The 25,505-nt window shown below is 57.7% G+C and carries 15 protein-coding genes and 1 pseudogene; 14 read left to right on the top strand and 2 right to left on the bottom strand.

From position 1 onward, the window contains the following. Window positions 1-103 precede the first annotated feature (103 nt). The 6 genes from ACUTJJ_RS01590 (at window position 104) to ACUTJJ_RS01565 (ending at window position 12,042) form a co-directional block, all read left to right on the top strand. Window positions 104-3,187, top strand: a complete 3,084-nt coding sequence (locus tag ACUTJJ_RS01590; protein WP_445541071.1) for a DEAD/DEAH box helicase — start codon at window positions 104-106, stop codon at window positions 3,185-3,187. A 208-nt stretch (window positions 3,188-3,395) separates the two neighbouring features. Next, window positions 3,396-4,955, top strand: coding sequence for an N-6 DNA methylase (locus ACUTJJ_RS01585; protein ID WP_445541070.1), 1,560 nt, complete (start codon window positions 3,396-3,398; stop codon window positions 4,953-4,955). A gap of 94 nt (window positions 4,956-5,049) precedes the next feature. Next, a complete protein-coding gene (locus ACUTJJ_RS01580) occupies window positions 5,050-6,288 on the top strand; it encodes a restriction endonuclease subunit S (RefSeq protein ID WP_445541069.1) in 1,239 nt (412 codons plus the stop codon). Beyond that, window positions 6,285-6,701 (top strand): hypothetical protein, encoded by a 417-nt coding sequence (locus ACUTJJ_RS01575; protein ID WP_445541068.1) that lies wholly within the window; start codon window positions 6,285-6,287, stop codon window positions 6,699-6,701. The genes ACUTJJ_RS01580 and ACUTJJ_RS01575 overlap by 4 nt, the downstream gene beginning before the upstream one ends. Continuing rightward, a complete protein-coding gene (locus tag ACUTJJ_RS01570; protein ID WP_445541067.1) occupies window positions 6,698-8,830 on the top strand; it encodes a GmrSD restriction endonuclease domain-containing protein in 2,133 nt (710 codons plus the stop codon). The genes ACUTJJ_RS01575 and ACUTJJ_RS01570 overlap by 4 nt, the downstream gene beginning before the upstream one ends. A gap of 20 nt (window positions 8,831-8,850) precedes the next feature. Then, complete coding sequence (locus ACUTJJ_RS01565; RefSeq protein WP_445541066.1) at window positions 8,851-12,042, top strand: type I restriction endonuclease subunit R; 3,192 nt, start codon at window positions 8,851-8,853, stop codon at window positions 12,040-12,042. Between the two features lie 27 nt (window positions 12,043-12,069). On the opposite strand, the gene ACUTJJ_RS01560 is transcribed toward ACUTJJ_RS01565, so the two are convergent. Further along, window positions 12,070-13,005 carry an HNH endonuclease gene (locus tag ACUTJJ_RS01560; RefSeq protein ID WP_445541065.1) on the bottom strand — a complete coding sequence of 312 codons (936 nt, stop codon included), beginning with the start codon at window positions 13,003-13,005 and terminating at the stop codon, window positions 12,070-12,072. Between the two features lie 309 nt (window positions 13,006-13,314). Between ACUTJJ_RS01560 and ACUTJJ_RS01555 the strand changes: the two genes are divergently transcribed. From ACUTJJ_RS01555 to ACUTJJ_RS01520, 8 genes and pseudogenes are all read left to right on the top strand, one after another. After that, a complete protein-coding gene (locus ACUTJJ_RS01555; protein ID WP_445541064.1) occupies window positions 13,315-14,451 on the top strand; it encodes a hypothetical protein in 1,137 nt (378 codons plus the stop codon). Window positions 14,452-14,852: 401 nt separating this feature from the next. Next, a complete protein-coding gene (locus tag ACUTJJ_RS01550; RefSeq protein ID WP_445541063.1) occupies window positions 14,853-15,920 on the top strand; it encodes a hypothetical protein in 1,068 nt (355 codons plus the stop codon). A 124-nt stretch (window positions 15,921-16,044) separates the two neighbouring features. Further along, window positions 16,045-16,404, top strand: a complete 360-nt coding sequence (locus tag ACUTJJ_RS01545; RefSeq protein ID WP_445541062.1) for a hypothetical protein — start codon at window positions 16,045-16,047, stop codon at window positions 16,402-16,404. Beyond that, window positions 16,401-18,263 carry an AAA family ATPase gene (locus ACUTJJ_RS01540; protein WP_445541061.1) on the top strand — a complete coding sequence of 621 codons (1,863 nt, stop codon included), beginning with the start codon at window positions 16,401-16,403 and terminating at the stop codon, window positions 18,261-18,263. Before ACUTJJ_RS01545 ends, ACUTJJ_RS01540 begins: the two co-directional genes overlap by 4 nt. Further along, a complete protein-coding gene (locus tag ACUTJJ_RS01535; RefSeq protein WP_445541060.1) occupies window positions 18,260-19,075 on the top strand; it encodes an ATP-dependent Zn protease in 816 nt (271 codons plus the stop codon). The genes ACUTJJ_RS01540 and ACUTJJ_RS01535 overlap by 4 nt, the downstream gene beginning before the upstream one ends. Window positions 19,076-19,102: 27 nt before the next feature. Then, window positions 19,103-20,029 (top strand): DUF429 domain-containing protein, encoded by a 927-nt coding sequence (locus ACUTJJ_RS01530; RefSeq protein ID WP_445541059.1) that lies wholly within the window; start codon window positions 19,103-19,105, stop codon window positions 20,027-20,029. Window positions 20,030-20,428: 399 nt separating this feature from the next. Then, window positions 20,429-20,740, top strand: a complete 312-nt coding sequence (locus ACUTJJ_RS01525; RefSeq protein ID WP_445541058.1) for a hypothetical protein — start codon at window positions 20,429-20,431, stop codon at window positions 20,738-20,740. Window positions 20,741-20,960: 220 nt separating this feature from the next. Continuing rightward, window positions 20,961-23,290 (top strand): annotated as a pseudogene (locus tag ACUTJJ_RS01520) (hypothetical protein). An 18-nt stretch (window positions 23,291-23,308) separates the two neighbouring features. Here the strand turns inward: ACUTJJ_RS01520 and ACUTJJ_RS01515 are convergent. Beyond that, complete coding sequence (locus tag ACUTJJ_RS01515) at window positions 23,309-25,423, bottom strand: DUF6538 domain-containing protein (protein WP_445541057.1); 2,115 nt, start codon at window positions 25,421-25,423, stop codon at window positions 23,309-23,311. Between the last annotated feature and the right edge of the window lie 82 nt (window positions 25,424-25,505).

The raw sequence follows: 25,505 nt of genomic DNA, 5'->3' as shown, positions 1-25,505 counted from the left end.
CCAGGATGCAACGTTTCTCACGATCCAACCGGAGAAAGGAGGCTGGCTCTCGCATTTCAGAAGGCAGGTTCAACCTGATCTTTCGAAACTACTGCGGGAGGAAATGGACACGGCATTGGCATTGTCGCGCCTGAGGCAACTCGACCCGAACAATGCCCTCCACTCGGTCGACTCCAAAATGGTCGTTATTCGCCATCCTTTGGTCGCGCGACTTGATGTCCGGGCAGCCAAATCTTTGGGCCTGCCGCCTTTGCTCCACGACGTCACCTTTCGGGCTCGGCTTGTCGGCACGGTCGGCAGTCCCGACTTCCGAATTGAATGGTGGTGGGAGCGCGCAGGAAGGCGCGTTGTTCTCCCTCTCACGGGCGCCTTTCTAGGGCCGCCGTCAAATGTCATGCGGGTCCCAGAGCCAATATACCTGGCGATCGCCGAAGCAGAGAAGCTTGGCAAAAGTGGAGCTCTGACAGACCACTGGCTGGCGCTCGGTCGGTTCCGGCGGCTGTTCGACGGCGAGGGGGAAAATGATCGGACATCGCTTGAAGGTTTTCTGCGCGATGTGTCTGTGGTCACCTGCGGGTCCGTCGGCATCGGGTTCGATCCGGAAGATGACACGAAGTTCTTTCCGCTGCCATTTGCAGATAATCACTGGTCGGCAGATGGAGCGACCGCGAGGACATCTGCCCTGCTTCACGGGGATGAACTTAACAAATTCAAGTCTGCAGCCCTCCAACGCGGTGCGCAGCCTGCCTTCCGAGTGGCGAACGGTAAGTTTCTGATCGTCGACCGTTCCGCTGTGCCAGTAATCAATACGATCACGGCGCATGCTGGCAAGGACGAAGAAGGCCGTCGTGCCTTCATCGCCGACGCAGGGCGGATTGTTGCTGAAGCCGTCGAGATGGACCTCAGGCGCGAAGGGCGATTGACTACCCTGATGAGCCCCGAGGCGCGCACTGAAAAGATTGAGGAGGAGGTCGCTCGCGCCTGGGTCGAAACGGAGGAGTGGGTTTCCCGCGTTGTGGGCGTTGGAAAATGGCAGGTCACCGCGATAGACGGCATTCAGGGATCAGGAACCCGCTGGTTGCAAGAGGGGACCGACACTGAGCTTGGTGAACGACTGGCCGCCATTCCAGACGAAGACCTGTTTGAGGTGATCGCGCGATTGCGCGATGCTCTTCAAAAAGGTCTCTCAACGACCCAGCATGATGTAGGCGAAATTCCTGCAACAAACGACGTCATCGAGGCGCTGAGTAGGCGTCTCGCCGATTTTCTCAGACATCAGGAGTCGGAAGAGGCAGGGACATCGCTCGATGCCTATCTGCCGATCACCCATGACAATTTTTGGGAAGTCGATTTCAAGGCATCTGTACAGAGACGAACGGGTGACTTCGACGATGTCACGCCGGCATTGGTGAAGTCAGCCTTGCAAAACCATCAGTTAAAATCTCTAAAGTGGCAGGTGAATGCCTGGCAGGCGGGTGTGCCGGGCATTCTCAACGCCGATGAACAGGGTCTCGGCAAAACGCTGCAGACTCTTTCCTTCATCACCTGGCTGCGGGAGGAAATGACGGAAGGCATCATTCCGAGAAAGCCCTTCCTGATTGTAGCCCCGACATCTCTGCTGTTGAACTGGGAAGCCGAAATCGAGCGGCACCTTGAGCCGGGGTGCCTGGGAAAACCTGTCCGCCTGTACGGAGACTATCTCGGCGCCTACAAGAAGCCGGGCGGTGGGAAGGATGTGCGTGACGGTGAGGCGCGGCTTGATATTTCTGCCTTGGCCAACGCCGAGGGCGGGTGCCCAGTGATCATCACGACATATCAGACGCTTGCCAATTATGCGATTAGCCTAATGGACCTGGATTGCTCTCTTGTCGTCTTCGACGAGATACAATTCCTGAAGAATCCAGTCACAATGAGAGCGAAGGCCTCCAAGGCGGTTCGCGCCGATTTCCGAATCGGACTGACTGGAACGCCTATCGAGAATTCGACAAAGGATCTTTGGGCTCTTGTCGACCAGTTGTTCCCCGGCGCGCTCGGCGCGCTCGCGCAGTTCCGCAGAGTGTTTGACGCGCCGACGGAAGCAAGTATGGCGGCCCTCCATTCGGCACTCTTCAGAGGCCACAAGGGCTATCCTGCTCTGGCATTGCGCAGGCTGAAGACAGATGCCGCACCACATCTCCCGACGAAGGTCCGGATCCTACATCCGCGCGAGATGCCGAACGCGCAGATGCTGCGTTATGATGAGGTTCGCGCCAAGGGAGGCGGCATTTTGGCACTGCTGCAGCATATGCGACGGGTATCGTTACACCCCGGCTTGCTCGACGGCGAAACGATAGAGGAATTCAACCTTTCATCGGCCAGGGTCAGTGCTGCGATGGATATCCTCAGACATATCAAATCGAAGAATGAGCGCGCTCTCGTCTTCGTCGAAAATCGGGATGTCCAGAGTTGGTTCGCCGAAGTGGTGCGGATCGAATTCGATCTTGAAAGGGTGATGATCATCAATGGCGACACCACGATCGACAGCCGCAAGGATATCACTGATCGATTTCAGAGGCACCTCGTCGATGATCGCGGCTTCGACGTCCTTATCCTCGGTCCGCGCGCAGCGGGAACAGGCCTAACGCTGACGGCAGCAAACCACGTAATCCATCTCAGCAGATGGTGGAATCCTGCGGTTGAAGAACAATGCAACGATCGAACCCATCGCATCGGTCAAACTAAGCCTGTCACCATTCATATCCCGCTCGCTGTTCATTCGGGCCTTGGTCGAGGGTCGTTTGACTGCCTGTTACAGAGCCTCATGAAAAGAAAGCGCTCTCTTGCCGACCGTATTCTCTGGCCGGGTGAAGTTTCGGAAGGCGAGACGAAGATGCTCTACGATGCGGTGTTGGCGGCGGAAACGACATCCGATTCAAACTCTATAAATGTCGATGAAGTCCTCGAAGGCCGCAGCGATCTCCACTTTGAAAAACTGGCCGAAAACTCCATTCGTGTGAAGCCTGCCAGAGGCGGTGCCTCCATCATCGTTTCCGCAGATGCCGCTGTGCCGATGCCGCTGTCCGGTAAAGAAGGCGATGCGGCCGTTATTACACTCAGTAAGCAATCGCGGGTTCCGGCGGGCGTCGTCGTGCCGCAGTCAAAATTGACAACAGCGACGCTTTGGCCGGAGTATATTCTCCCGGACTAGCTTTTGAGGGCAAGTTCCCAGTCTTCCTTATTATGGATGGTGATATCGCCGCCTTATTCCACCTTACGCATCAATATTCGGCCGAGGCGTCGCCGCGGAAATAATTTCCACTCAATCGCGGGTCGCAACCCACGCGAGAGAGTTCTCCTTTACACATCCTATAATGCCGTCCTAATGTTGCCGAAACTGATTTGGGGAGACTGCCCTAGTGGCGAGAGAGAATAATGGTGACCTCGGCTTCACAGCCGAGCTGTTCAAGGCTGCAGACAAGCTGCGGGGCAATCTGGAGCCGTCCGAATACAAGCATGTCGCGCTTGGCCTCATTTTCCTGAAATACATTTCCGATGCCTTTGACGGTCTGCATGCGAAACTGGCGGCTGACGTATATGCGGATGCGGAAGACCCTGAGGAATACCTCGCGGAAAATGTCTTCTGGGTGCCGAAAGAGGCCCGCTGGGGGCATCTGCAGGCGAATGCCAAGCGGCCCGAGATCGGCAAGCTGATCGATGAGGCGATGGAGGCCATCGAGCGCTTCCCGTCGAACGAGGGCCTGAAGGGCGTTCTGCCGAAGAACTATGCCCGCCCGACGCTGAACAAGACCATGCTGGGCGAGCTGATCGACCTCTTTTCCAACATCGGTCTGCATGACAGCAAGGACACGGCCAAGGATCTGCTGGGCCGGGTCTACGAATATTTTCTCTCCGGCTTTGCAAGTTCCGAAGGCAAGCGCGGTGGCGAGTTCTTCACGCCGCGCTCCGTGGTGCGAACCCTGGTCGAGATGCTGGAGCCCTATAAAGGCCGCGTCTACGACCCCTGCTGCGGTTCGGGCGGCATGTTCGTGCAGTCGGAAAAGTTCATCGAGGAGCATGGCGGGCGGCGCAATGACATTGCTGTCTATGGCCAGGAGATCAACCACACCACGTGGCGTCTGGCCAAGATGAACCTCGCCGTGCAGGGCATTGATGCCGATATCCGCTGGAACAACGAGGGCAGTTTTCACCGCGATGAACTGCCGGACCTGAAGGCCGATTTCATCCTCGCCAACCCGCCCTTCAACATTTCCGATTGGGGCGGCGAGCGGCTGGCGGAAGATGCCCGATGGAAGTTCGGCCGGCCGCCAAACGGCAATGCCAACTTCGGCTGGCTACAGCACATCATCCACCACCTTGCCCCACGCGGCACGGCGGGTGTGGTGCTGGCCAATGGCTCCATGTCGTCGCAACAATCCGGCGAAGGCGAGATCCGCAAGGCGATGATCGAGGCGGATCAGGTGGATTGCATGGTGGCCCTGCCGGGCCAGCTCTTCTATTCCACCCAGATTCCCGCCTGCCTCTGGATCCTCGCCCGCGACAAGAGCGCCAATGGCCACCGTGACCGGCGCGGCGAGATCCTCTTCATCGATGCCCGCAAGCTGGGCTTCATGGTGGACCGCGTGCGCCGCGAGTTCACGGCAGAGGATGTCGAGAAGGTCGCAGGTGCCTATCACCGCTGGCGCTCGAAGCCTGAAACGCGGGCGAAAAATGGCTGGGCGGACTATGCGGACGAGCCGGGTTTTTGTGCATCGGCCAGCCTGGAAGAGGTACGAGTGCACGGCCATGTGCTGACGCCGGGGCGCTATGTGGGTGCGGCGAATGCCGAAGATGACGGAGTGTCCTTCACCGAGAGGTTCGAGGGGTTGCGTGAGACGCTTCTGTCGCAGTTCGAAGAGGGCCGCACTTTAGATGCACAGATCGAACACGCTCTGGGGTGGGTTAAAGTTGATGGTTGACTGGCCTCGTGTAGCCGTAAAGAGCCTATGTTCGCTCATTGTTGACTGTGTGAATCGTACCGCTCCGGTGATTGAGCGGGAGACACCGTTCCGCATGATCCGTACCACCAATGTGAAGGAAGGCCGCATCGACTTATCAACTTGCAGATATGTTGATGAACCCACTTATGAACGGTGGACAAGGCGTGCGAAGCTCCTCGATGGTGACGTGATCCTCACTCGCGAGGCTCCTATCGGAGAGGTAGGTTACGTTCAGAAACTGGGTCCTGTGTTCTTGGGGCAAAGGCTGATGCAGTTTAGGCCGGATCCCAAAAAAGTCGTGCCGAGGTATCTTTATTACGCATTCAGATCGCCGGATCTCCAGCATCAATTCGGCACGCATAATGGTTCGGGCTCTGTCGTAAGCCATATAAGGGTGGCCGATTGTCACGAGTTCAAGGTTTCCGTGCCGCCAATCGACCACCAGCAGAATGTGGTGACGCTGCTCGGCTCCCTTGATGACAAGATCGAACTGAACCGGCGGATGAACGAGACGCTGGAGGCTATGGCGCAAGCGATCTTTCGCGACTGGTTCGTGGACTTTGGGCCCACCCGCCGCAAGCTGGAAGGCGCAACCGATCCCCTCACCATCATGGGCGGCCTCGTGCAGGACACTGGGCGGGCGAAAGACCTTGCCGTTCTATTCCCGGCTGCGCTTGGGGATCATGGGTTGCCGGAGGGATGGACGGAAAAGGAGCTCGGTACCTTAGCGGTTTTACTGAAGCGAGGCTTGAACCCCACCTACTGTGACGGCGGCATACCCGTGATCAACCAAAAGTGTATACGAAATGGTCAGGTTAACTTCGCTGTTGCCAGGCGGCATGATTCCGTGAAGCGACCTCCAAAGGAAAGAGCGCTTCAAGAGCAAGACGTCCTAGTGAACTCCACTGGTGTAGGAACGCTCGGCCGTGTGGCAACTGTGCGCGGCCTGAAAGAAGAAGCAACTGCGGACAGTCATGTCACCATCTGCCGAGCTGATGCTGATCGGATTTCAAAGTTAGTGTTTTCCCTATTCCTGGAAGGGCAGCAATCACTCATTGAGACTATGGGACACGGCTCTACAGGTCAGACAGAACTCAGTCCATCATCCTTGGCTGCCTTGAGAATTTCAGTTGCTTCATCGCAGATCCAGAATGCGTTCGACGCGATAGCGGCACCCCTTAGGTCAAAAGTAACCGCGAATGCAGAGCAATCTTTGACTCTCGCAGCCACCCGCGACCTTCTCCTCCCCAAGCTGATGTCCGGCGAACTCCGCCTATCCGAAGCGGAAGACTTTATGGAGGCGGCGCAGTGAGCAACGACACGCAGTTCAAGAAGCAGGTGGAAAAGCTGCTGGATCAGGTGGGGCGGGAACACACGTCGAAGCACCAGCCAACCAAGGCCAATCGCTATGTCATCGGCGTCACGGGAGGTTTTCCGTTTCAGGTGATGTACGAGAAAAGCGCCAAGGCGCCACCAAACATCTGGTGCCTCGCCAACGTCGCCGACCATGTAACGGGCGTTGAGTGCGAGATCGACCGCGCTGATCGGCTCCGGCAAGTCTCTGGTCAGTATGGTCGCCACAGTGCCTTGGAGCTGATGCCGCAACTGGCCAACGCCGACCTGGCCAAATTTGTGCCGAAGACCCTGACCGACGTCCGTACGATTATCGACGCCATCAAAGCCCTTTCCGAAAACCTTGGAACCTCAAGCAGAGCATCACTATGAAAATCAGCAGCATTTTGGAGAAGATCGACGAACGGCAGCTCTTCATCCCGGCCTTTCAACGCGAATATGTCTGGAAGAAAAGGGACGCCAAGCTTTTGATCGATTCAATGATCAAAGGCTATCCGACAGGCACCGTCCTGACCTGGGACACCAATCAGCCGCCGGAGCTTAAAGGCGGACATGTTTATGATCCTCTTCAGGGGGCAATCAAAATCCTCCTCGACGGTCAGCAACGCGTGACGACGCTTTACATGCTGATCCGCGGCGAACTGCCGCCCTACTACACGCTCGAGGAGATCACCGAGGATACGCGCGGGCTTCACGTTAACGTCGAAACGCGGGAAATCGAGTACTACCAGAAGCGCATGGAGAATGATCCGCGCTGGTTGAACATTACGCAAATCTTCAGCCGTGAAAAGCGGGCACGCGATGTCGTCCGAGATCTCGAAAAGGCAGGACGGCAGGTTTCGCGGGATGAAGAAAACAAGATCGATGACACCTTTTCTGCAGTTCAAAGCATTCTCGACCGAGACTTCCCTGAGCAGAACATCCCGATCAAGGCTTCGTTACGCGAAGCGATCGATATCTTCTACATCGTCAACGCTGGCGGCGTGGCGCTGACGGATGCCGAACTCGCGCTGGCGCAGATCTCCGGATACTGGCCCCAGGCCCGCGAAGCCTTCAAGAAGAAGCTCGACGCCCTGAAGAAGAATGGGTTCAATTTCAAGCTCGATTTCATTGTCTACGCGCTCTTGGCCATCCTCCACCAGGGCGGTTCAGAGATGCGGAAGCTGCACTCCCCTGACAATAACAATGCGATCCGCGAAGTTTGGAAGACGCTGGACGGCAAGGTCTTGGACTATGTGGCGAACATGCTACGCGGCCACGCCTTCGTCGACCATACGGACGAGATCAATTCGATCTATGCCGTCATCCCGATCGTTGCCTATTGCCATCGGATGAACTGCAATCTCAGCCACAACGACATCCAAAAGGTGGTGAAGTGGTTCTACTATTCCCAGGTTCGCCGCCGCTACGTCAGCCAGCTTCCGCAGAAGCTGGATCATGACCTCAAGATCGTCGCGACGTCGGAAACGCCCTTTGATCGACTACTGGACGTGATTCGCGAGGATCGCGGCGGCAATATCACAATTTCTCCTGACGAGTTCGTTGGCAGTGCTGTCCAGCACCCACTGTTCGGACTTCTGCGTTGGCATCTGAAGAGCCGGGGCGCAAAATGTCTCACGACAGGCGTCTCCATTCACCAGCCGATGGGCGAGAAATACAAGCTGGAATACGACCACATCTTCGCCTTCGCTAACTTGAAGGCAGCCGGGTATGGCCAGGAGAATAGGCTTCGCTATCAATTGGCACAGGAACTGACCAACCGCGCCATTCTCACCCAGACTGCGAACCGATCCAAGGGTGCCAAAGAAACGGAGGCCTATCTGTCCGGCGTTGTCCAGAACCAGCCAAACGCGCTCGGCCTGCAGCTCATTCCGGACGATAAGGAACTCTGGCAAATCGAAAATTACGAGCTCTTCCTCAAGACCCGCCGTAAGATGCTTGCCGACAGCCTGAATGCCTGGCTCGAAGGATTGGCCGAGACCCATGCGGTTGCCGAAAAAGTCTCACTTGAGGATATGATCGCCGAAGGGGAGAACGAAGAGGTTGAGTTCAAGCAGACCTTGCGCTGGGACATCAAGCTCGGCAACGTGAACAAGGAACTGGAGGGCGTGATCATGAAAACGATTGCCGCCTTCGCGAATGCTCACGGCGGCACGCTTCTGATCGGCGTTGCAGACAATGGTGAGATTGCGGGTCTCGACAACGACTATAAATCGCTCAACGGCGGCAATCGCGACAAGTTCGAACTCCATCTCAAGACCTTAATCATCAATACGTTCGGAGAGGCTTTCGCGGCAACAAAAGTAAAGCTCGCCTTTCCCGAAGTTGATGAGAAGGAGATCTGCCGGGTTGAGATCCTGCCCGCCAACAAACCGGTCTACATCAAGCTGGCCGACAAGGGCGGCGCTGCCCAGGATCGATTTTACGTCCGCAATGGCAATTCCTCGCGCGAAATGACGGGCGACCAGGCAATCACCTATATCAAGGAGCGCTTCGTCTGATTGAGGCGGTGGGGGGAGCCATGGAAGACATTATTTATCAGCAATCTTCGTCATCACCCTTAGGCTTTTCCGAAGGCCTTGTCGAAGAAGTCGTTCTAGCGACCTTCCAGGAGCTAGGCTACCTCTACCAGCCCTCGCAGGTCATTTCCCCCGATGGCTCAGCTCCAACCCGTCTAGCCTATGGCGATGTGCTGCTTTCGGATGTGCTGGCCGCTGCCGTGGAACGATTGAACCCGAACATTCCCGCAGATGCCCGAGACCAGGCCATTCGCCAGCTTTCCATCAGCGAGACGCCGTCACTGATCGAAGAAAACCGCCGCATCCATCACATGATTACCGAGGGCGTCGATGTGGAGTTCGGCATCGGAGACGGGGAGGTGAAGGGCGACAAGCTGTGGCTGATCGACTTCGAGAAGCCGGAGAGCAACGACTTCTGGGTAACCAATCAGTTCACGGTAGCCGAGGGCAAGTACACCCGACGGCCGGACGTGATGGTTTTTGTCAACGGGCTGCCGCTTGGTATCATCGAACTGAAGAACGCCGCGAGCGAGAACGCCACGATCCACGGAGCCTATAACCAGCTTCAGACCTACAAGGAGCAGATCCCGTCGCTATTTCGAACCAATGCGGTGATGGTGGCGTCTGACGGAATGCTGGCGCGGATCGGTTCGCTGACGGCAGACGAAGAGCGCTTCATGCCTTGGCGGTCGGTCACCGGGGCGGATGGCGATTTCACGCCTCATGGCCCCTACGAAATGGACACGCTGCTGCGCGGTGTGTTCGAGAAGGAGCACTTCCTGGCGTTGATCCGGGACTTCACGGTGTACGGCGATAAGGGCGAAGGGCCGTTCAAGATCATAGCCTGTTACCACCAGTTCCACGGCGCCCGTAAAGCCATCACCAGCGCCATCGAGGCGGTGAAGCCAGAGGGCGACCGGAAGATCGGCGTGATCTGGCATACCCAGGGCTCCGGAAAAAGCTTGCTGATGGCCTTTCTGGGGGGACTTATCGTTCGGTCCCGCGCGCTTGAAAACCCGACGCTGATCGTGCTCACCGACCGCAATGATCTGGACGATCAGCTTTTCGGCACGTTCAGCCTGTGCAAGGATCTAATCCGTCAGACGCCCGAGCAGGCGGACAGCCGTGACGATCTGCGCAGGCTTTTGAACCGCGCGTCCGGTGGTGTAATTTTCACCACCGTGCAGAAGTTCACGCCGGACAAGGGCGAAGAGGTCTTTCCAGTACTGACCGAGCGCCACAATGTCATTGTCATGGCCGACGAAGCCCACCGCAGCCAGTATGGGTTTGACGCCAAGCTCAATCGAGAGACTGGTACTCGCCGCTACGGCTATGCCCATTATATCCGTCAGGCGCTGCCGAACGCTTCCTTCATGGGCTTCACAGGAACGCCGATCGAAGCAGCCGATGTGAATACACCGGCCATTTTCGGCGAGTACATCGACATCTACGACATCAGCCGTGCGGTGGAAGACGGCGCGACAGTGCCGATCTACTACGAGAGCCGTCTGGCCCGGATCGAACTAAACGAGGATGAAAAGCCGAAGATCGACGCCGAGATCGAGGCCATGCTTGAAGACGAGACGCTGACAGAGCAGGAGAAACAGAAGGCGCAGTGGGCGACTGTTGAGCGGCTGGTCGGCTCCAAGAAGCGTCTGGCTCAGATTGCCGCCGATCTGGTCGAGCATCTGGAAAAACGTATCGCAGGTCTGCCGGGCAAGGCCATGGCGGTCTGCATGAGCCGCCGCATCTGCGTCGACCTCTATAACGAGATTGTAGCGCTCCGGCCCGACTGGCATTCGAATGATGATGATAAGGGCGCAATCAAGATCGTGATGACCGGCTCGGCGTCCGATCCTCTCGATTGGCAGCCGCATATCGGCAATAAGAAGCGCCGTGACGACCTCGCCAAGCGGGCGCGTAAGGTGGACGATCCGCTGAAGCTGGTGCTTGTTCGAGATATGTGGCTGACCGGCTTCGATGCGCCGTGCATGCACACGATGTACATCGACAAGCCTATGCGTGGTCATGGACTTATGCAGGCGATCGCCCGCGTCAACCGTGTCTTCAAAGATAAGCCGGGCGGCCTGGTCGTGGACTATATCGGCATCGCCACCAATCTAAAAAAGGCGCTTGCGCAGTACTCTCAATCCGACCGCGACAAGACGGGTATTGATGAGGAGGAAGCCGTCGCCGTCCTCTTGGAGAAATACGAGATCGTCCGCGGTATGTTCAGCGGGCATGACTACAGCCTAGGTGTCACGGGCAAGCCGGTTGAACGGCTGAAGGCGCTGGCAGACGGCATCGACTGGATCCTGAAGTGGCAACAAGCGGAAGCAGCAAAGGTTAAAAATCCGGAGGCAAAGAAGCAGGCGCATCGTCGTTATAAGGATGCGGTTCTGGAGCTAAGCAAGGCCTATGCCCTTGCTTCCGCCAGCGATGCGGCAAACGAGATCCGCGATGAAGTGGGCTTTTTCCAAGCCGTTCGTGCTGCTCTTGTGAAAACGACGGCCACCGGCAAGATGTCTGATAAGACGAAATCGCTGGCGGTAGAACAGCTCCTCAATCAGGCCGTTGCCAATGCCGAGATCGTGGACATTTTGAAGGCCGCAGGCCTGCAGTCGCCCGACATCTCTGTTCTCTCTGATCAGTTCTTGATGGACGTGCAGAAAATGGAGAAGAAGAACCTCGCGCTGGAAGCTCTGAAGAAGCTTCTGAACGGGGAGATCAAGAGCCGGTCCAAAACCAACGTCGTTCAGTCCAAGACCTTCTCACGCCGTCTGGAGGACGCTGTCGCTAGGTACCATGCCAACGCAATTTCTACGGTCGAAATGATCCAGGAACTGATCTCATTGGCCAAAGAGATGCAGGCGGCCGCCGCACGTGGTGATGAGCTCGGCCTCTCTCCGGAGGAGATCGCCTTCTATGACGCCTTGGCCGGAAACGAGACGGCTGTTGAGGTCATGGGCAGCGAACAGTTGCGTGTGATCGCCCATGAATTGGTCGAGAACATGCGGGGCTCGGTCACCGTCGATTGGCACCACAAGGCAAGTGCCCGCGCTAGGATGCGCATTCTTGTGAAGCGTATCCTTAAGAAATTCGGATATCCGCCGGACCTAGAGCAGGAGGCTGTGCAGATGGTGCTCGCCCAGGCCGAGCTTCTGTTAAAGGAGATATCCTGCGCCCACGGGTAATGAAGAGCGGAAATAATTTCCGTACTTTCACCCCTTGAACACGTTGTCGCGGTGGTACTGAAGGAACTGCGAGTGCGGCCGGTCGTCAGGGCGTGATGGGACGAGGAGGCGTCGCTCCGGATTGATGAGCCGCGTGATGGTATCAGGAACGCTGCCGCTTGCGATCAGCAGGCTGTAATCGTCGTCAACCGAAACTAGACCACGATCAAACATCCAGTGCACCGTCCCTGATAAAGCCAATCCGTTACGAATACTGTCCGGGCCGCCATGCGCCACCGGGCGGATGTGGGCGGCTTGCACCTCCGATCGGCCGCCGCCGTTGAAAAGCTTGATTCCGGTCACAGCGCATGTGTCGTGGTAGGCCGTCTTGATGGCCGCGGAGAATGCTCTGTCCCGGAAGGGGCGCTGCACCACTTGCGACACGATCCGCCGATCAACGCTGTCAATTTCAAAAGGCATCTGCGGGTTATCGCCAAATCCTATGAGCGCCTCTTCGACAGGATCCGGCGTCGGGCGCTCTCGATCGCGATTTCCCAAGATATGAGCAAATCCGGCTGCCAGGATAGTGTCGTATTCGGCGTCAGATATATTTCGCACGGCGCGGCCGAATGCACCTTTGTTGGTTGAGCCATCCCCCTTGCGAAGGCCGCTTTCGTAATAATGGCCGGCGTCCTTGAATGGCACGGCATGATCGAACGGTAGGAAGTCTTCAATGAGCGCGTAGAAGTGGTCCACCTTCGACGGGTCCTCGATGATATCGGTGATCCTAGCTGTCGCAAAATATGCCTGCTTGCCGCCCGTCTTCATCAGATCACCGCTCGGCCGCCGCGGCTCGTAGTAGACGATCCAATCGCCGCGCGCGGCGTCTACCTGCCGGAGGTAGGTGCGCGGAAAATGATATCGCTGCTCCGGGAGATCGTCGTAGGTCGGGTCGATTTTGGTCGTCAGAATCGCCTTTGCCACCTCAGACCCTTTAATTGTTGAGCCTTCTTGTTACCAGGTGGAGAGGGCTACGAAAATACGCCCGTGTGAATCATATTGCGCCCCTAGGTTGCGCGATTAATACTCCATGATTTTTATGTAAAAAAATATTTTGTGACGATTTTTTTACGCATTTTCATGTATAAAATACGAAATATCAGAGTATAATTGGCGTATTTTTTAGCGTGCAACTTAATGTATACATTGAAAAAACTTCTGGAAGACGCGACAATATTCATGTCAATTGCGCATATGTAGTTGATGCTTTTGCAACGTGCAAGGATCTTTGACATGATGAAGAATACGACGAAAGCGGTCTTTGGCCGCTTCGACTACGACGCGCTGAATATCAGCGCGAAGAAGATGAAGGCTCTGGAAGAGTCAGCCGCTGACATCCAGGCTCTCGGGCGCAGGTCCACGCAGCAAGCTTACGATTTGGGCGTGTTGCTGGAGAAGGCGTCGGAACTGGTCGAACCGGGGACGTTCGAAAAATGGATCGCGCAGCGATGCGACATTTCATCGAAGACGGCCCGGAACTACAGATCTGTTGCTCGAAACCTCGAGGCTTATCGCGAGCGGGCAATCGAGCTTGCGATCAGCCCGACCGTGCTTTTTCATCTGGCGTCCGCGTCAGAGGACAAGGTCGAGGCTGCCTTGGCTCATGCCGAAGAGCACGGCGGCATTCGGGTCAGCGAAGTGAAGGCTCTGCTGTCGGATGCATCCGAGGAGACTCCCAAGGCGGTCACAAGCGTAGGGCTTGCCGACGTCGGCGGTCTTTCCGGGCTGCGGGCTTTGATTGACGTCAAGACGAAGAGCGGTGTCGCAGCCTTCATTGAAAGTGCGGCAGCGCTTGTCGCAGAGGTGAGCAAGATTCTGGAGAGCAAGCCTGAAGGCAAGCGTCTACAGAAGACCTTACTGATCCCGGTGCTTGAGCCCTTGGCGAGGACGGCGAAACGCAGCCTCGGCAACATCTTGCTCTTGGATGTTCCAGGGGACATTGACGTTCGAAAGATTTCCGAACGTGAACTTCCGGGTGCAAGTCACTGGCACAAAGTCTTTAAGACCTTGGATCACCTGGGTAACCGGGAGTCATGGCCGGAGGTGAAAAGGCTTGAGGCTTGGCTGCAGCAAGAGGTCTTGCCGTTGCTCGACTGGGCAACCTCTCGGACCAAACAGCCTGAATGGCCGCTCGCCGCGCCGACGCTGGAGGGGCAGGCACACTTCATCGGACATGAGGCTGCGAGTTTCGAAGGGTCCGGGGACGAAGATGAAGCGCTCACGACCTACGTGCCGCCTACGATGTTTGCGGGAATTGGAGGGGCCTTGGACGACGAGGGTTCCAATATCCTTTCCTTCGGTCCAGCCGAAAGACGAACTGGACTGCGAACGCCGAAATCACTGATGCGAAAACCTGCAGAAGCATCGTGAACTCAACATAAGAAAGGGGCTTTCGAGCCCCTTTCTTGATTCCGATCCGTCGCGTTCCGTTTGGAGGCGCGCAATGACCTCCCGCGGTTTACCGAGCGTTTACCATCCGAGTTTGGGCTGGATGCAAGTGTGAGCCCGTCGTTAACCTTGTTCCGGATCCGTTCTCATTTTGCTTGAAGGGTCCTTGAGATCCGTTTCCGGTCCTGCCAGGTATCAGTGGCTCCACGAGATAGGAGCAAAACGGCCCAAGCCGGTGCTGTAACACCGACAGGGGCCTGACCCTCAAGCCTTCTGATGAAAGGAATCGGGCTGTGACCATTCATACTGCCAAGCCCCCCGCCGGGGAAGTTCTGCGCGTCGCTTCTGCGACATCGTCCACTACGTCTTTTGCCGCCGGCTCGGTGTCGCGCCGTCACGTCGGTGAGCGCTTCACTGTTCAGGCTGAACCGCCGGTGCTGCGCCGTTATGCCCACCTGGTGCGCTATCCCGACGTCGAAGCTGATTTTGGTCTTCTGATCGACAAGGCCATCGCCGCCATTGCCGAAGGCGAACCGGTCGAGGATGAGATTCTCGGGCACTACGTCAATGTGGCTTCCCTCGTTCGCGCTGTCAGCTTCCGCGAAGGCAAGCTGCTGGAGCAGGCGGTCGAGCGCCTGGCTAAGGTCAATAACGATCTGGTCGTTCTCATGCAGTCAATCAAACTGCCACTGGTGAAGGCTGCGATCGAAGCGGTTGCCGGCAACGACTGGCGCCAGCTCGAGGGCGTGCGGCTTGACTGCGAGGCACCAGCGAAGGGCAGCTACACGCCCGACCTGATCATCGTGAACCGCGCCAAGCGCGCAGCTTTTGTGCTCGACCTCAAGCGCTCGCTCGCGTCTTATGGCGACACCAGCCGGCTCGAAGAATTGAAGTTGAAGATGTTGGCGTCAGCCATGGTGCTGCCAGACTGGCTGTACAAAACCCAGAAGCGGTTGATGGTCGAGACGGTGGGCGTCGCGATCGTCGATGGCGCCAGCCGTCCGAGTGATCATGCGGCAGGCGTCTGGGCGCTGTCAGAAATTGACGATCTTCTTGAGATCGACGGGGCGGCGAACTGCATGGCGGAACTGCGCCTGCGTTTCGGACGCCGCGTGCAACAGCTTCTCGAGGTCGAGGCGCGCCGTGCACTCGGTCTGCCGGAGGCACCGGAGGTGATGTCGGCATCTGCATCGGCCGCTCCTCCCTCCACGGCGTCGCTCCCGGTGCGTCACTTCGGGGCGCTGCGCGCTATTCCCCGCGTGATGATTTGCGATGATATCACCGGCGAAACCGAGGATCACGGGACTGGATGCCGTTGCAGCGGTTGCAAAGATTCAATTTTCGATGATGACGACGGACGCGATGATTCCGAGGCGCTGGCGGATGATGTTGTTTGCTGGCCGCCCGCGCACATCCGCATTGGCTTTGCCCGGCGTCTCCTCGACGCCTGAGCCTAACCCGCCTTTGCTTGGATAAGGCTATGGCTGCGGCGTGTGAAGCCGCGGCAGCCTCTCCCGTTCCCAACATCCTCTGAAGACGCCGTCCCATGAAGCCGGACCGGCGAGGAGATTTTGCATGTCGAGAGACATCTTACCGAAATCATCAGTACCACTGTCGACGGCTGCACGCCTCAAGCAGGGCCAATCACCGACATCTAAGGCTCACGAGCCGCATGCGGCTGCACACCTCGAGGAAGACCCGGCACTTATTATCGGACTCGTGCTGACCTGTGCCCGGCAAGGGCAGGGCGGCCAGGAAATTCCCTCCTTGCTGCTCGCGCGCTTGCACGAGATGGCACGCTCCGGCGATCCGACCTGCAAGCTTGTTCTCAGCTACATCGGTAGAAAAGCTCATGATGGTCCTGGAACGACCAGTCATTACGACGCGCCAACGGAAATAGTCTCCACTGATCTAGCCCTCGAGGAGGATCGATGATGGATCGTCTTTCTTCTTTCTTGATCCGACGTCTGCATCATGTCGAGCGCCGAAGCGTCCGCCGTCTCGCGGTTCGCAACGGGTTGCTGAAGATGAGCACGGCAATCGTCAACGCGCACATCGTTGGCCGTTTCACCCCCGCTTTCGATGCCTCACATCTAACGGGCGACACTGCGCGCGATTACCACTGGGTGCGAGGTCATCTTGCTTCGTTCCTAATTGAATCGACGCCGGACGGCGGTGACCGTCGCGGTGCAGCGCCGTCAACATTGGCGTGGCCGGAATACCTGCGGCGGTATCCAGCAGACGGCAGGACCTATGATCAGGCCGTCTTGGCCAAAGCGGTCGGGGTGGTTGCCGCGGCCGGGTCCGTAACGAACGTCAAACACTTGGCAATCTTACTCATGGTCGCCTCCGCGATGAACGCATCTGGCATCACACTCCGCAATCTGGTCGCACTTCTGCGCCAGCCAGCTCCGGTCCTCGTCGTGCAGGTATTCGCAGAAGGCTTCGAGCGAGCGTTGCCGCAGCTTATCGAGAACACAGACGTCGTGCCGTTCGGCCCTTACACAGGGGTGTCCTCAGAATTTGCGTTCGTCGATGATCTGTGGCTGTGGGAGAACAATCAGCCCAGAAGGGTCTTTCTGCAAATCGCGGTCGCCGAGGCCAGCCGCCCGAGCCGTGCATCGTTGCGCGGGCAATTGCTCCGAGCTCTCGCGAATGGCACGCCGGTCCTTGCGGTTTCAGAATCACATCACGGCGTCCCCGACCAAGTCGATCTGACCTGCGACGTTAGACTGATCGGGCCGGGGATCACCGCCCCGCTGATCGCCGATCTCCTTGAAGCCGTCTATGGCCTCGACGCCGTGATGCATCATACCGCCGCCATTTCGAACATCGAAGCGGAGGCGCTTACCCTCGACGATCTCGCCATCGCCATTCGACCTGGACGTCCGATCCAGTGGAGTATCGATGCGCTTCGTGGTCTCTCAATTCTGAACCGCGAACACAAGAAAGCTGATGTGGACGGCGACAAAGCCGGCTCTTCGCATCACCGTGTTTCGCAAAGCTCGAGCGAACGAAACGATCGGACGTATCGAGATAACGGCAGCGAACGTCGAACATCACAGGAGTCTAAACAGTCGAATAGCAAGGGCACGCCGAAAGACAAGTCCACGGGTGCCGAAGTCATCCAACCAGAGCAAGGTGATGATGGTTCTTCGTTAACTGCGCAACCGGTGCTGCGGGTCGAGACCCTGACAGGCTATGGTGCTGCAAAAGACTGGGCACTCGCCTTGAAGCTGGACCTTGCGGATTATCTGAGCGGTAACCTTCCTTGGTCTCAGATGAGCACCAAGCTGCTGCTCTCTGGTCCTCCAGGCACTGGCAAGACCACATTTGCCAAGGCTCTGTGCAATACGTTGCAGATCCCGTTGGTTGTGACGTCGGTGTCGACGTGGTTGCAGGGCGAGTACTTGCATGACGTTCTGGATCGGTTGAGCAGTACGTTTGCAGAGGCGCGAGCACATGCGCCGTGCATTCTGTTCATCGACGAGATTGATGGGATCGGCCAGAGGGCTCCTGCGTCGCGGTCTTACTCCGACTACTGGAATGCGTGCGTCAACAAGCTTCTGGAACTGCTCGACGGCGCCACTAAAACAGACGGCGTCATCGTCGTCGGTGCGACAAACCGACCGGATCAAATCGATGAAGCGATCCGCCGCTCTGGGCGACTGGAAACCCATATCGAGATCCCACGTCCAGATATTCCGACGCTCGCAGGCATTCTCGCTCATCATCTGGGTAGCGATCTCGACGCTGTCGTCGCTTCGAACACTCAGATCGGAGGCGACAGATGACTGGCAATGTAAAGATTGGTGGCCTTGAGAACGAGATCGAAATCGCGCCGGAACGGGACGATCAGCACGGCGTCGAACCGTCGGAGGCGACGAATGGTGATAGCCCGGAGAGCGAGGCCTTGCGACATTTGGCAACGCGAGCGCTTGGTCTCACAGGCGCCGACATCGAGCGGGTCGTACGCGAAGCACGGTTGAGAGCGCGGCGTGAGAAGCGAAGGCTCGCATATGCGGATATCGAAGCTGGTATTCGCGGTCATAGGCCGCCGGTTCCGTATGACGTCCGCTGGCGTCTGGCGATTCACGAATCCGGCCACGCCGTGGTTCATCACGCTTTGCGCCTTGGGGAAGTCCGCGGTCTGACGATCGACTCCAAGGAAGGTGGGCATAACTCGCTCACCTTCGCGACCACCACTCCGGATACCGAGGACTGGTATCGGCGACTGTTGGCGCTCTTAATGGCTGGGCGTGCGGCAGAGATGATCGTCCTTAAAACGGTTTCTGCGGGATCTGGCGGCGCACAAGAGAGCGATTTGGCGCGTGCGACGCGCGTCGCCCTTGATATGGAGCAGTCGCTCGGCTTTGGGGGTCGTCATCCGCTACTATATCGCGAACATAAGGATCCGACAGCAATCCTCAGCCGCGACGCGGATCTGGCAGAACGGGTACACAGGCGGCTGGAGTTCGCACAAGCTTGCGCGACGGGGGTCATTTTGGAGAACCGAAAAAGCTTCGACCGGCTCGTCCAAGCACTCTTCGATGCTCAGGCGCTCGATGAGCCTGCGGTCATGGACATCCTAAGTACTGCCCCTTAGACGTCAGATGAGGAACGGGAGGTCAGGATGTCTGTGACGATCATCGCGCATTGCGATTGGAGTATCGATCGCAAAAAGCGATGGATGTGTCTAGCCGCGCGCAATGGAGCAGGATGGATCCTGTCCACTCCGGAACCTGTCGGCGACACCTACGACCTGATCCGAAGGCTTCGGCGGAGAGCAGGTGCGGATGGTGTGCTGTTGCTGGGATTCGATTTTCCAATCGGACTCCCTGCCGCCTACGGCAGAGTCTTGGGCTTGACAGACTTTCGCTCCTTCTTGCGGTCATTGGCCGACCAGCGGTTTGCGCGGTGGTTCGATGTCGCCGGGCATCGTGGAGAAATTTCCATCGATCGGCCCTTTTATCCGATGAGGCCGGGGGGCACACAGCGTCAGCACCTCTTCGACGCTTTAGGGCTGAGGGGCAAGGATCTTCTGCGCCTCTGCGAGCGGGCGACGCCGGATCGCGGCGACGCCTGCATGCTGTTTTGGACGCTCGGCGGCAACCAAGTGGGGAAAGCCGCCTTGGCCGGTTGGCGCGAAGTCATTTTCCCAAACCTCGAGAAGCTATCGCTATGGCCGTTCGACGGAACGCTCCGTGACCTGATGATGCCGGGCGCCGCCGTCGTCGCCGAAACATATCCCGGCGACGTCTATGGCCAGCTCGGAATTCCCCGACGCCCTGTTTGGAGTAAGCGAAAGCAAGACGGACGCCGGTCCGTGGCAAGTCATCTGATGCGGTGGCTGGAGAACAGGCCGCACGTCGACGGGAGCCAACTCCAAAGTCTGATCAGCGATGGTTTCGGAAACGGCAAGGACGGTGAGGACCGGTTCGACGCCACGGTCGGCCTGCTCGGCATGATCGACGTCGTCGATGGCCGACGGGGCGAAGGCGTACCGGAAGCTGATGATGTCAAAGCGTGGGAAGGCTGGATCCTCGGTCAGCAGGCTTAAGTCTCCGACACATTGATCCAAGCTGAAACAACCTGACGCAGGGTGCTCGCAACTCGAAACAAATTGCGCTCATTCGATTCGAACCTTCAGGCGGACGATTCGAACGTCTAAGGCAACGTTTCCAAACTCTGAGCGAACGTTTCGTTTTTCCAGATTTCCGATTCACGTCCTATCGAAAGGGTCGGACACCGTGCCTCCGGAGCCGTGGATATAGCTGTGGGATTGCCGTCAACTTGTCTCAACGTGCCCGCAACTTGAAACAAATTGCGCTCATTCGATTCCAAACTCGAAAATTCCGATTCACAAGACAATGATTCCGTTTCGGTGACAAACGCCTTGCGCCGTGCCGCCGGTCCTCTGACCATAACAGTGCCATCAACGAAAACAGGGGAAGATGACATGGCGCGACAGACCTTGGAGGAGCGGAACGCCAAGCAGAGGGAACGGCAGCAGCGGCTGAGGGACCGGCATCGGGCAGAGCGGCGCCCGGATCGCGACGACGTCGCGCGAGCGATGCTGTTCTGGACGATCACCAGCTATCTCGACCAAGGACGGCAGGACTGGATAGAGGAGCTGGGCGACGCCGTTGTCGGCGTTCTCGTTGACCAGGGCTTTGACGAGCGGGCAGCGGATGAGGTCTTCGATGATCTCGTCGATCGCTATGCCCGCGATGACCGTCCCTTCCGAAGCAAGCCTCACCTGCGGGGCTGACGATTCCTAGCCATCTGCTCTGCCTGATCACCAACTATTTGTGCAAACGGCGTTATCATTGGGGACTTCGTCCCCCCGTTACTTCGTGAAACGCCGTTTGCAACTGAATCGTTTTTATGAAGCCATTCGCCTACGGAAACCCTTGGTTACCGGAGGTTAACTCCAGTCGCATAGCTCGCGTGCCCCGCCTCTGCGGGAACGACCAACAACAGCTACGTGAATGGAAATGAACCAATTTTCTGCCAAAGCCTTTCAACGCAAGATTGACGCCTTCTGCCAACTGCGGCTGGCGCCGCTTTTCAAGGACGACGAACTTCCCCGGCTGAAGTGGTATTTGCACACGCTCATTCAGACGAGGAGACCGGCGCCAAGAACCAGCGGCAGGACAGACTGGCACGTTGTCGCGGCAGCCTGCGGTCTGGACACCCATCTGTTTGCGGGCAACGCGCGTCAAATCGATCCAGCCTTTGACGCCATTGGTCGGTGGATCCGGGACACGCGCCTCTTAGCCACGGCAGCAGACCCCGAAGTCCCTCGAACACGAAAGACGCCGAGGACGAGGGCGGTGCCCGCAAGTCCCCGACCAGCCCGCCCACCCCAGAACCAGCCCAAACCAGCATCGGGCGCTACAGCAGCAAGTCCACGCACAGGTCTCGAATTCCCAGAACCGTTGTTCGACGTCAGCGAAGATCCGGCGGACTTCTCGGAAGCTTTGCAGCTTCATCTTCGGCGCCATGGCGAAACCTACTGGACGCTCTATCGCGGCATCATTGGTCCAGATGACGTCACAGACAAGAATACGCTTTTAAGCTGGATCGAAGGCCGGAAAGTGCCGCGGAGTATCGAGAGTTTCGAGATCTTGTCACGGATCGAGCGACGGTACCGGCTCCCGGCCGGCTATTTCAAAGCCAAGCTTCCACACCCGTCGCGATCGGCGTTGGGGTTTGAGCTGTCCGGAATAGAACCTGCCGAGCGGCGTCGGATCGCGTGGCATCTTCCCGAGGATTTCAACACGCTGTCCTTCCAGAAAAGGGAGGAGATCGTTGACTGGGTACGGCGAGTTGTTATCAGCGGCACGACGGACTACAGGAAGTACCAGGCAGCAGCCGCCAAACAACGCTACGCCATCCGTTTTCCCGGCGTCTCCTACGGCGGGCGGGCGCCACGCGACGGAAAGATCATTGTGCCTGCGAACTACGAGGAGACCTGGGTCGAGGATCCTGACCTGCTGTTCGGGGTGATAGAAGCGCCACCATCGCTTGCCATGGAAATGGCCGACCTGGTGCGCTTCAAGACGTCGGCTCTGACATCGGTCGGTTTTTAGCGAAACGGGGTCTGGGGTGAAGAAACCGCCTCGCAGAAGATCGAGCATCTGGGGCTGATGTTCGGTGCCCTTGCAGCATCCAGAGATGGAGAGGTGAAGGGCTTCGGGGTGCCGGTCCGGCAGTTGACGTTCGGGCTCCTCATTTTCCCCGGCGTCTGGGATTGGTATCTGCAGTGGCGGGAGACGCGCCGCGGCTTCTTCACCGCTTGGGAAGTCGACATGTTGCGGATCGCCTTGGCGATCACCAAGGAGGGAACGGGATGGCTTCGACAGCATCCGGAGCTTCTGGTGCGCGTTCAACCGATTGCCGGCCTCGTCTCGCAAAACGAGATCGACTATGCCAATGCGGACTGGCACGGTGCCTGCGACGACTTTCACAAGCATGCTGCCCACCGCGTGAAGGAAATCCAGCGGATCGCGCGAGTCCATCGCGATCCATTCGAGCCGATCATGCCGGTCCTTGAGGCGGCGAGCCCCGTTGGCGAGTACCGCAAGATCACCGAGGAGATCATTCGCCTGATGCCGGATGAGCATCGTTATCCTCGGCCGGCTGCCGAGGCAGTCCGATCATTTCTAATGCTGAGGTTGGGGTTGCATCTTGGGCTTCGACAGAAGAATCTCAGGCAACTTATGCTCAATCCGAAAGGCTCGATGCCGCGCTCGGAACGCGCGCTGGAAAAGATGAAACGAGGCGAAATCCGGTGGAGTGATCGGGAAGGTGGCTGGGAGGTCTTCATTCCTGCAGTCGCCTTCAAGAACGCACACTCGTCCTTCTTTGGCGACAAGCCGTTTCGGCTCGTGCTTCCGGACCTCCTGGATCTCTACAAGTACATCGACGCCTATGTCGACCGGCACCGCTCGGTGCTCTTACGGTCGGCCGCGGATCCCGGCACGTTCTTTGTCAAGACTGTCAAGACGACCAGCACAAACGCCGCCTATGACACGACGAGTTTCTACGAGTCCTGGCGTCACACGATCCAGCGCTACGGCATCTACAACCCCTATACCGGTCGAGGCGCGATCAAGGGGCTGCTACCGCACGGGCCCCATAATGTCCGGGACGTGCTCGCGACGCATATCCTGAAGCAAACTGCCTGTATGAGCAGGCGAGCTACGCCATCCAGGACACCGCCGACATGGTCGCAAAGCACTACGGGCGCTTCCTGCCCCAGGACAAAGCCGCACTTGCCGCCCGCATCCTGAATCAGGTCTGGGAGGCCGCTTAAAGCAGGAGGCGCCGGAAATTATTTCCGGCGTCTTGCTTCGTTCTTCGCTTCACGTGCCCAAGGCGGTGGCAGCCGTTGTTCGATCCATGGCAGCAGTTTAATCGGCTTCGGTTCGATGCCGGCAGTGATGATCGGATACTTGCTGAGAGCGTCGCGCATCAGCGGTAGCCCTGCAGGGTTGGTGTAGCGAAGGCTGGTCTCGCCTCCCTGGCTCAGACGTCCTGAAATGTCATCGATAACCAAAGGCGGGACTCCTGCCTGGAGGAGGGTATCTGCCATGCCGTGGCGGAACGCGTGTAAAGCGCGCTCCCACATCTTCTCTCCAAGGCATTGCTTCATGATCGGGAGGAAGACGTCGTAGAAGCGGTCGCCCGGATCATTCAAGGTCTTGTCGGAGAAGAGTTCGGGAAATACCGCCTCGTACCCCAACTTCTGTAGTGATGCACAATAGTCCAGGAAGCCTAATCGAACCAACTCTTCCGGGACCGGCAATAGCCGCTCAGATTGCTCCGTTTTGAGCCGCCGAAATTTGTTCGTCCGCAGGATCAATACTAGGCCGCCATCGTCTTCGGCGACGTCGTCCAATGCAAGCCCTGCAAACTCGAGTCTGCGCGCACCGAGATAGGAAAACATAACGGGCAGGAAGTAAGCCGCGTCATGAAAGACGTGTGGTCCAGGCTTCTTGCGGCCTCGATCGTGGTCTAGCGAGCCAGTATAGATCGGGCTGGAGAAGATCGGTTTAATTTCATCGGGTTTCGGCTTGTGCTGTTGTTTGCGCACCGAGCCGATTTTCGGCTTTTTCGGCCTCAAGCCATCGAAGGTCCAGTCATCGAGTTCGAACCCGTGGCCTCGGACATGCTTAAGAAAGTGATTCAAGTTTCCGAAGTGCTTGCGGATGGTGGCTGCTTTCAAGCCCACGGTCGCTTCTTTGCCTTCCGTCTTGGCCCGCTCGCGCAGCATCTCGCCCTCAGCTCGAAGCTCGGGTGCAGACATCGCCCTCATTCTGGCGCTTTTTCCCCAGTTGACAGGAATGTCGTTGAAGTGCTGGCGAAGTTTGCCGAGATGGAATTGGGTGATTTGTCCTGTGTGCTCTACTCCATGTTCTTCGAGTACGCCCTTGAAGATGCGAACGAGCGCGCGAGCATCGCGTGCGGTCGTCTCATCCCAAGCTTCATCCATGTTCTTGACGAGTTTTTCGCACTCGGCTTCGAACTCCGCGACGGGAACGACGAGGCGCGTTTTTTCTTCAACTGGCTCATTGATGGTGGCGGGCCCCGGCGACGGAGTAAGATCGAGAGCCAATATCGGCCGAGCTTCGGGCTTAAGGGGCTCGACGACTTCATCAGCGGGAGCTGCGATCTCAGATAATGGCGACGTCGTTTTCCGGGGCGCGACCTCTGTGAATGCCGGCTGTGGTCTCGAAGCCGGACCGCCCGTGAGTTCGCTGAGGTCCCGATCGGCGAGCGAATGCCTTTCAGACACGTCGAACAAAGCTTCTGCCCGCCCACTGAAATAGGCCTTCATGGCCTTCTCCTCGTTGAGCGGGTGTCGACTGATTTCGAAGAGGTGCATCAATCTTTGAATGCCTTTCTTGAAGCCGCGCGTGTTGGCCTCGTGAAGCAGTTCAAAATAGTTGGAGCCGATTGCGACGATATGGGAGTCGGGAACCCCGTTTTGCTTGAGGTAGGCTAAGCCGCGGCAATCGTCCTTCAGCGTCAGGTGATGGGTGATGCCGAACATACCGAGCAGTCTATACGCCCATCCATTTTCCAGATCCATCTCCAGCTCTGAAATATCGGCAGGACGGCCGTAGCGCCGCGCCACCATCGAGACATCTTCCAGATGCATGAGCATCATGTCCCGTTCATGTTCGCAAAGCTTTTGGAGCTGCGCCTTGGACATGGGTTCCTTCCGCTTCAACTTCAGTTCGGCGACCAGCATGTTCAGCTTGCGGCCGATAGCCTGCGCTTTCTTATGATCAGAACAGTGAAGGCTCAATGAAAGCCGGCTGCCCGGTTTGCATTTCTCGAACGCGCTTGGGACGCGCGCACGCCAATAGAAGATATTGCCGCGGCGGGTGAGATTCTCGACGTCGTGGCGGATCGCCATGAGGTTGTTGCCCTTGCCTGCCACCTGAAATGCCAGCGCGCGATTTCGCGTGGGCATCACCTGTGGGCACCAGTTCTGGGCATCAGGTCGCCAATGATGCCAAAAC

The sequence above is a fragment of the Agrobacterium sp. DKPNP3 genome (genome assembly GCF_052686535.1).
Note: the sequence above shows the minus strand (reverse complement) of the source record. Positions and strands in the feature narration are given on the sequence as shown.

What these genes read in the sequence shown, in the direction of transcription:
- ACUTJJ_RS01590 (WP_445541071.1), top strand. Translation starts at nt 104, where the DNA reads ATGGACACGGCATTGGCATTGTCGCGCCTGAGGCAACTCGACCCGAAC.
- ACUTJJ_RS01580 (WP_445541069.1), top strand. Translation starts at nt 5,050, where the DNA reads ATGATCCGTACCACCAATGTGAAGGAAGGCCGCATCGACTTATCAACT.
- ACUTJJ_RS01570 (WP_445541067.1), top strand. Translation starts at nt 6,698, where the DNA reads ATGAAAATCAGCAGCATTTTGGAGAAGATCGACGAACGGCAGCTCTTC.
- ACUTJJ_RS01565 (WP_445541066.1), top strand. Translation starts at nt 8,851, where the DNA reads ATGGAAGACATTATTTATCAGCAATCTTCGTCATCACCCTTAGGCTTT.
- ACUTJJ_RS01555 (WP_445541064.1), top strand. Translation starts at nt 13,315, where the DNA reads ATGATGAAGAATACGACGAAAGCGGTCTTTGGCCGCTTCGACTACGAC.
- ACUTJJ_RS01545 (WP_445541062.1), top strand. Translation starts at nt 16,045, where the DNA reads ATGTCGAGAGACATCTTACCGAAATCATCAGTACCACTGTCGACGGCT.
- ACUTJJ_RS01540 (WP_445541061.1), top strand. Translation starts at nt 16,401, where the DNA reads ATGATGGATCGTCTTTCTTCTTTCTTGATCCGACGTCTGCATCATGTC.
- ACUTJJ_RS01535 (WP_445541060.1), top strand. Translation starts at nt 18,260, where the DNA reads ATGACTGGCAATGTAAAGATTGGTGGCCTTGAGAACGAGATCGAAATC.
- ACUTJJ_RS01530 (WP_445541059.1), top strand. Translation starts at nt 19,103, where the DNA reads ATGTCTGTGACGATCATCGCGCATTGCGATTGGAGTATCGATCGCAAA.
- ACUTJJ_RS01525 (WP_445541058.1), top strand. Translation starts at nt 20,429, where the DNA reads ATGGCGCGACAGACCTTGGAGGAGCGGAACGCCAAGCAGAGGGAACGG.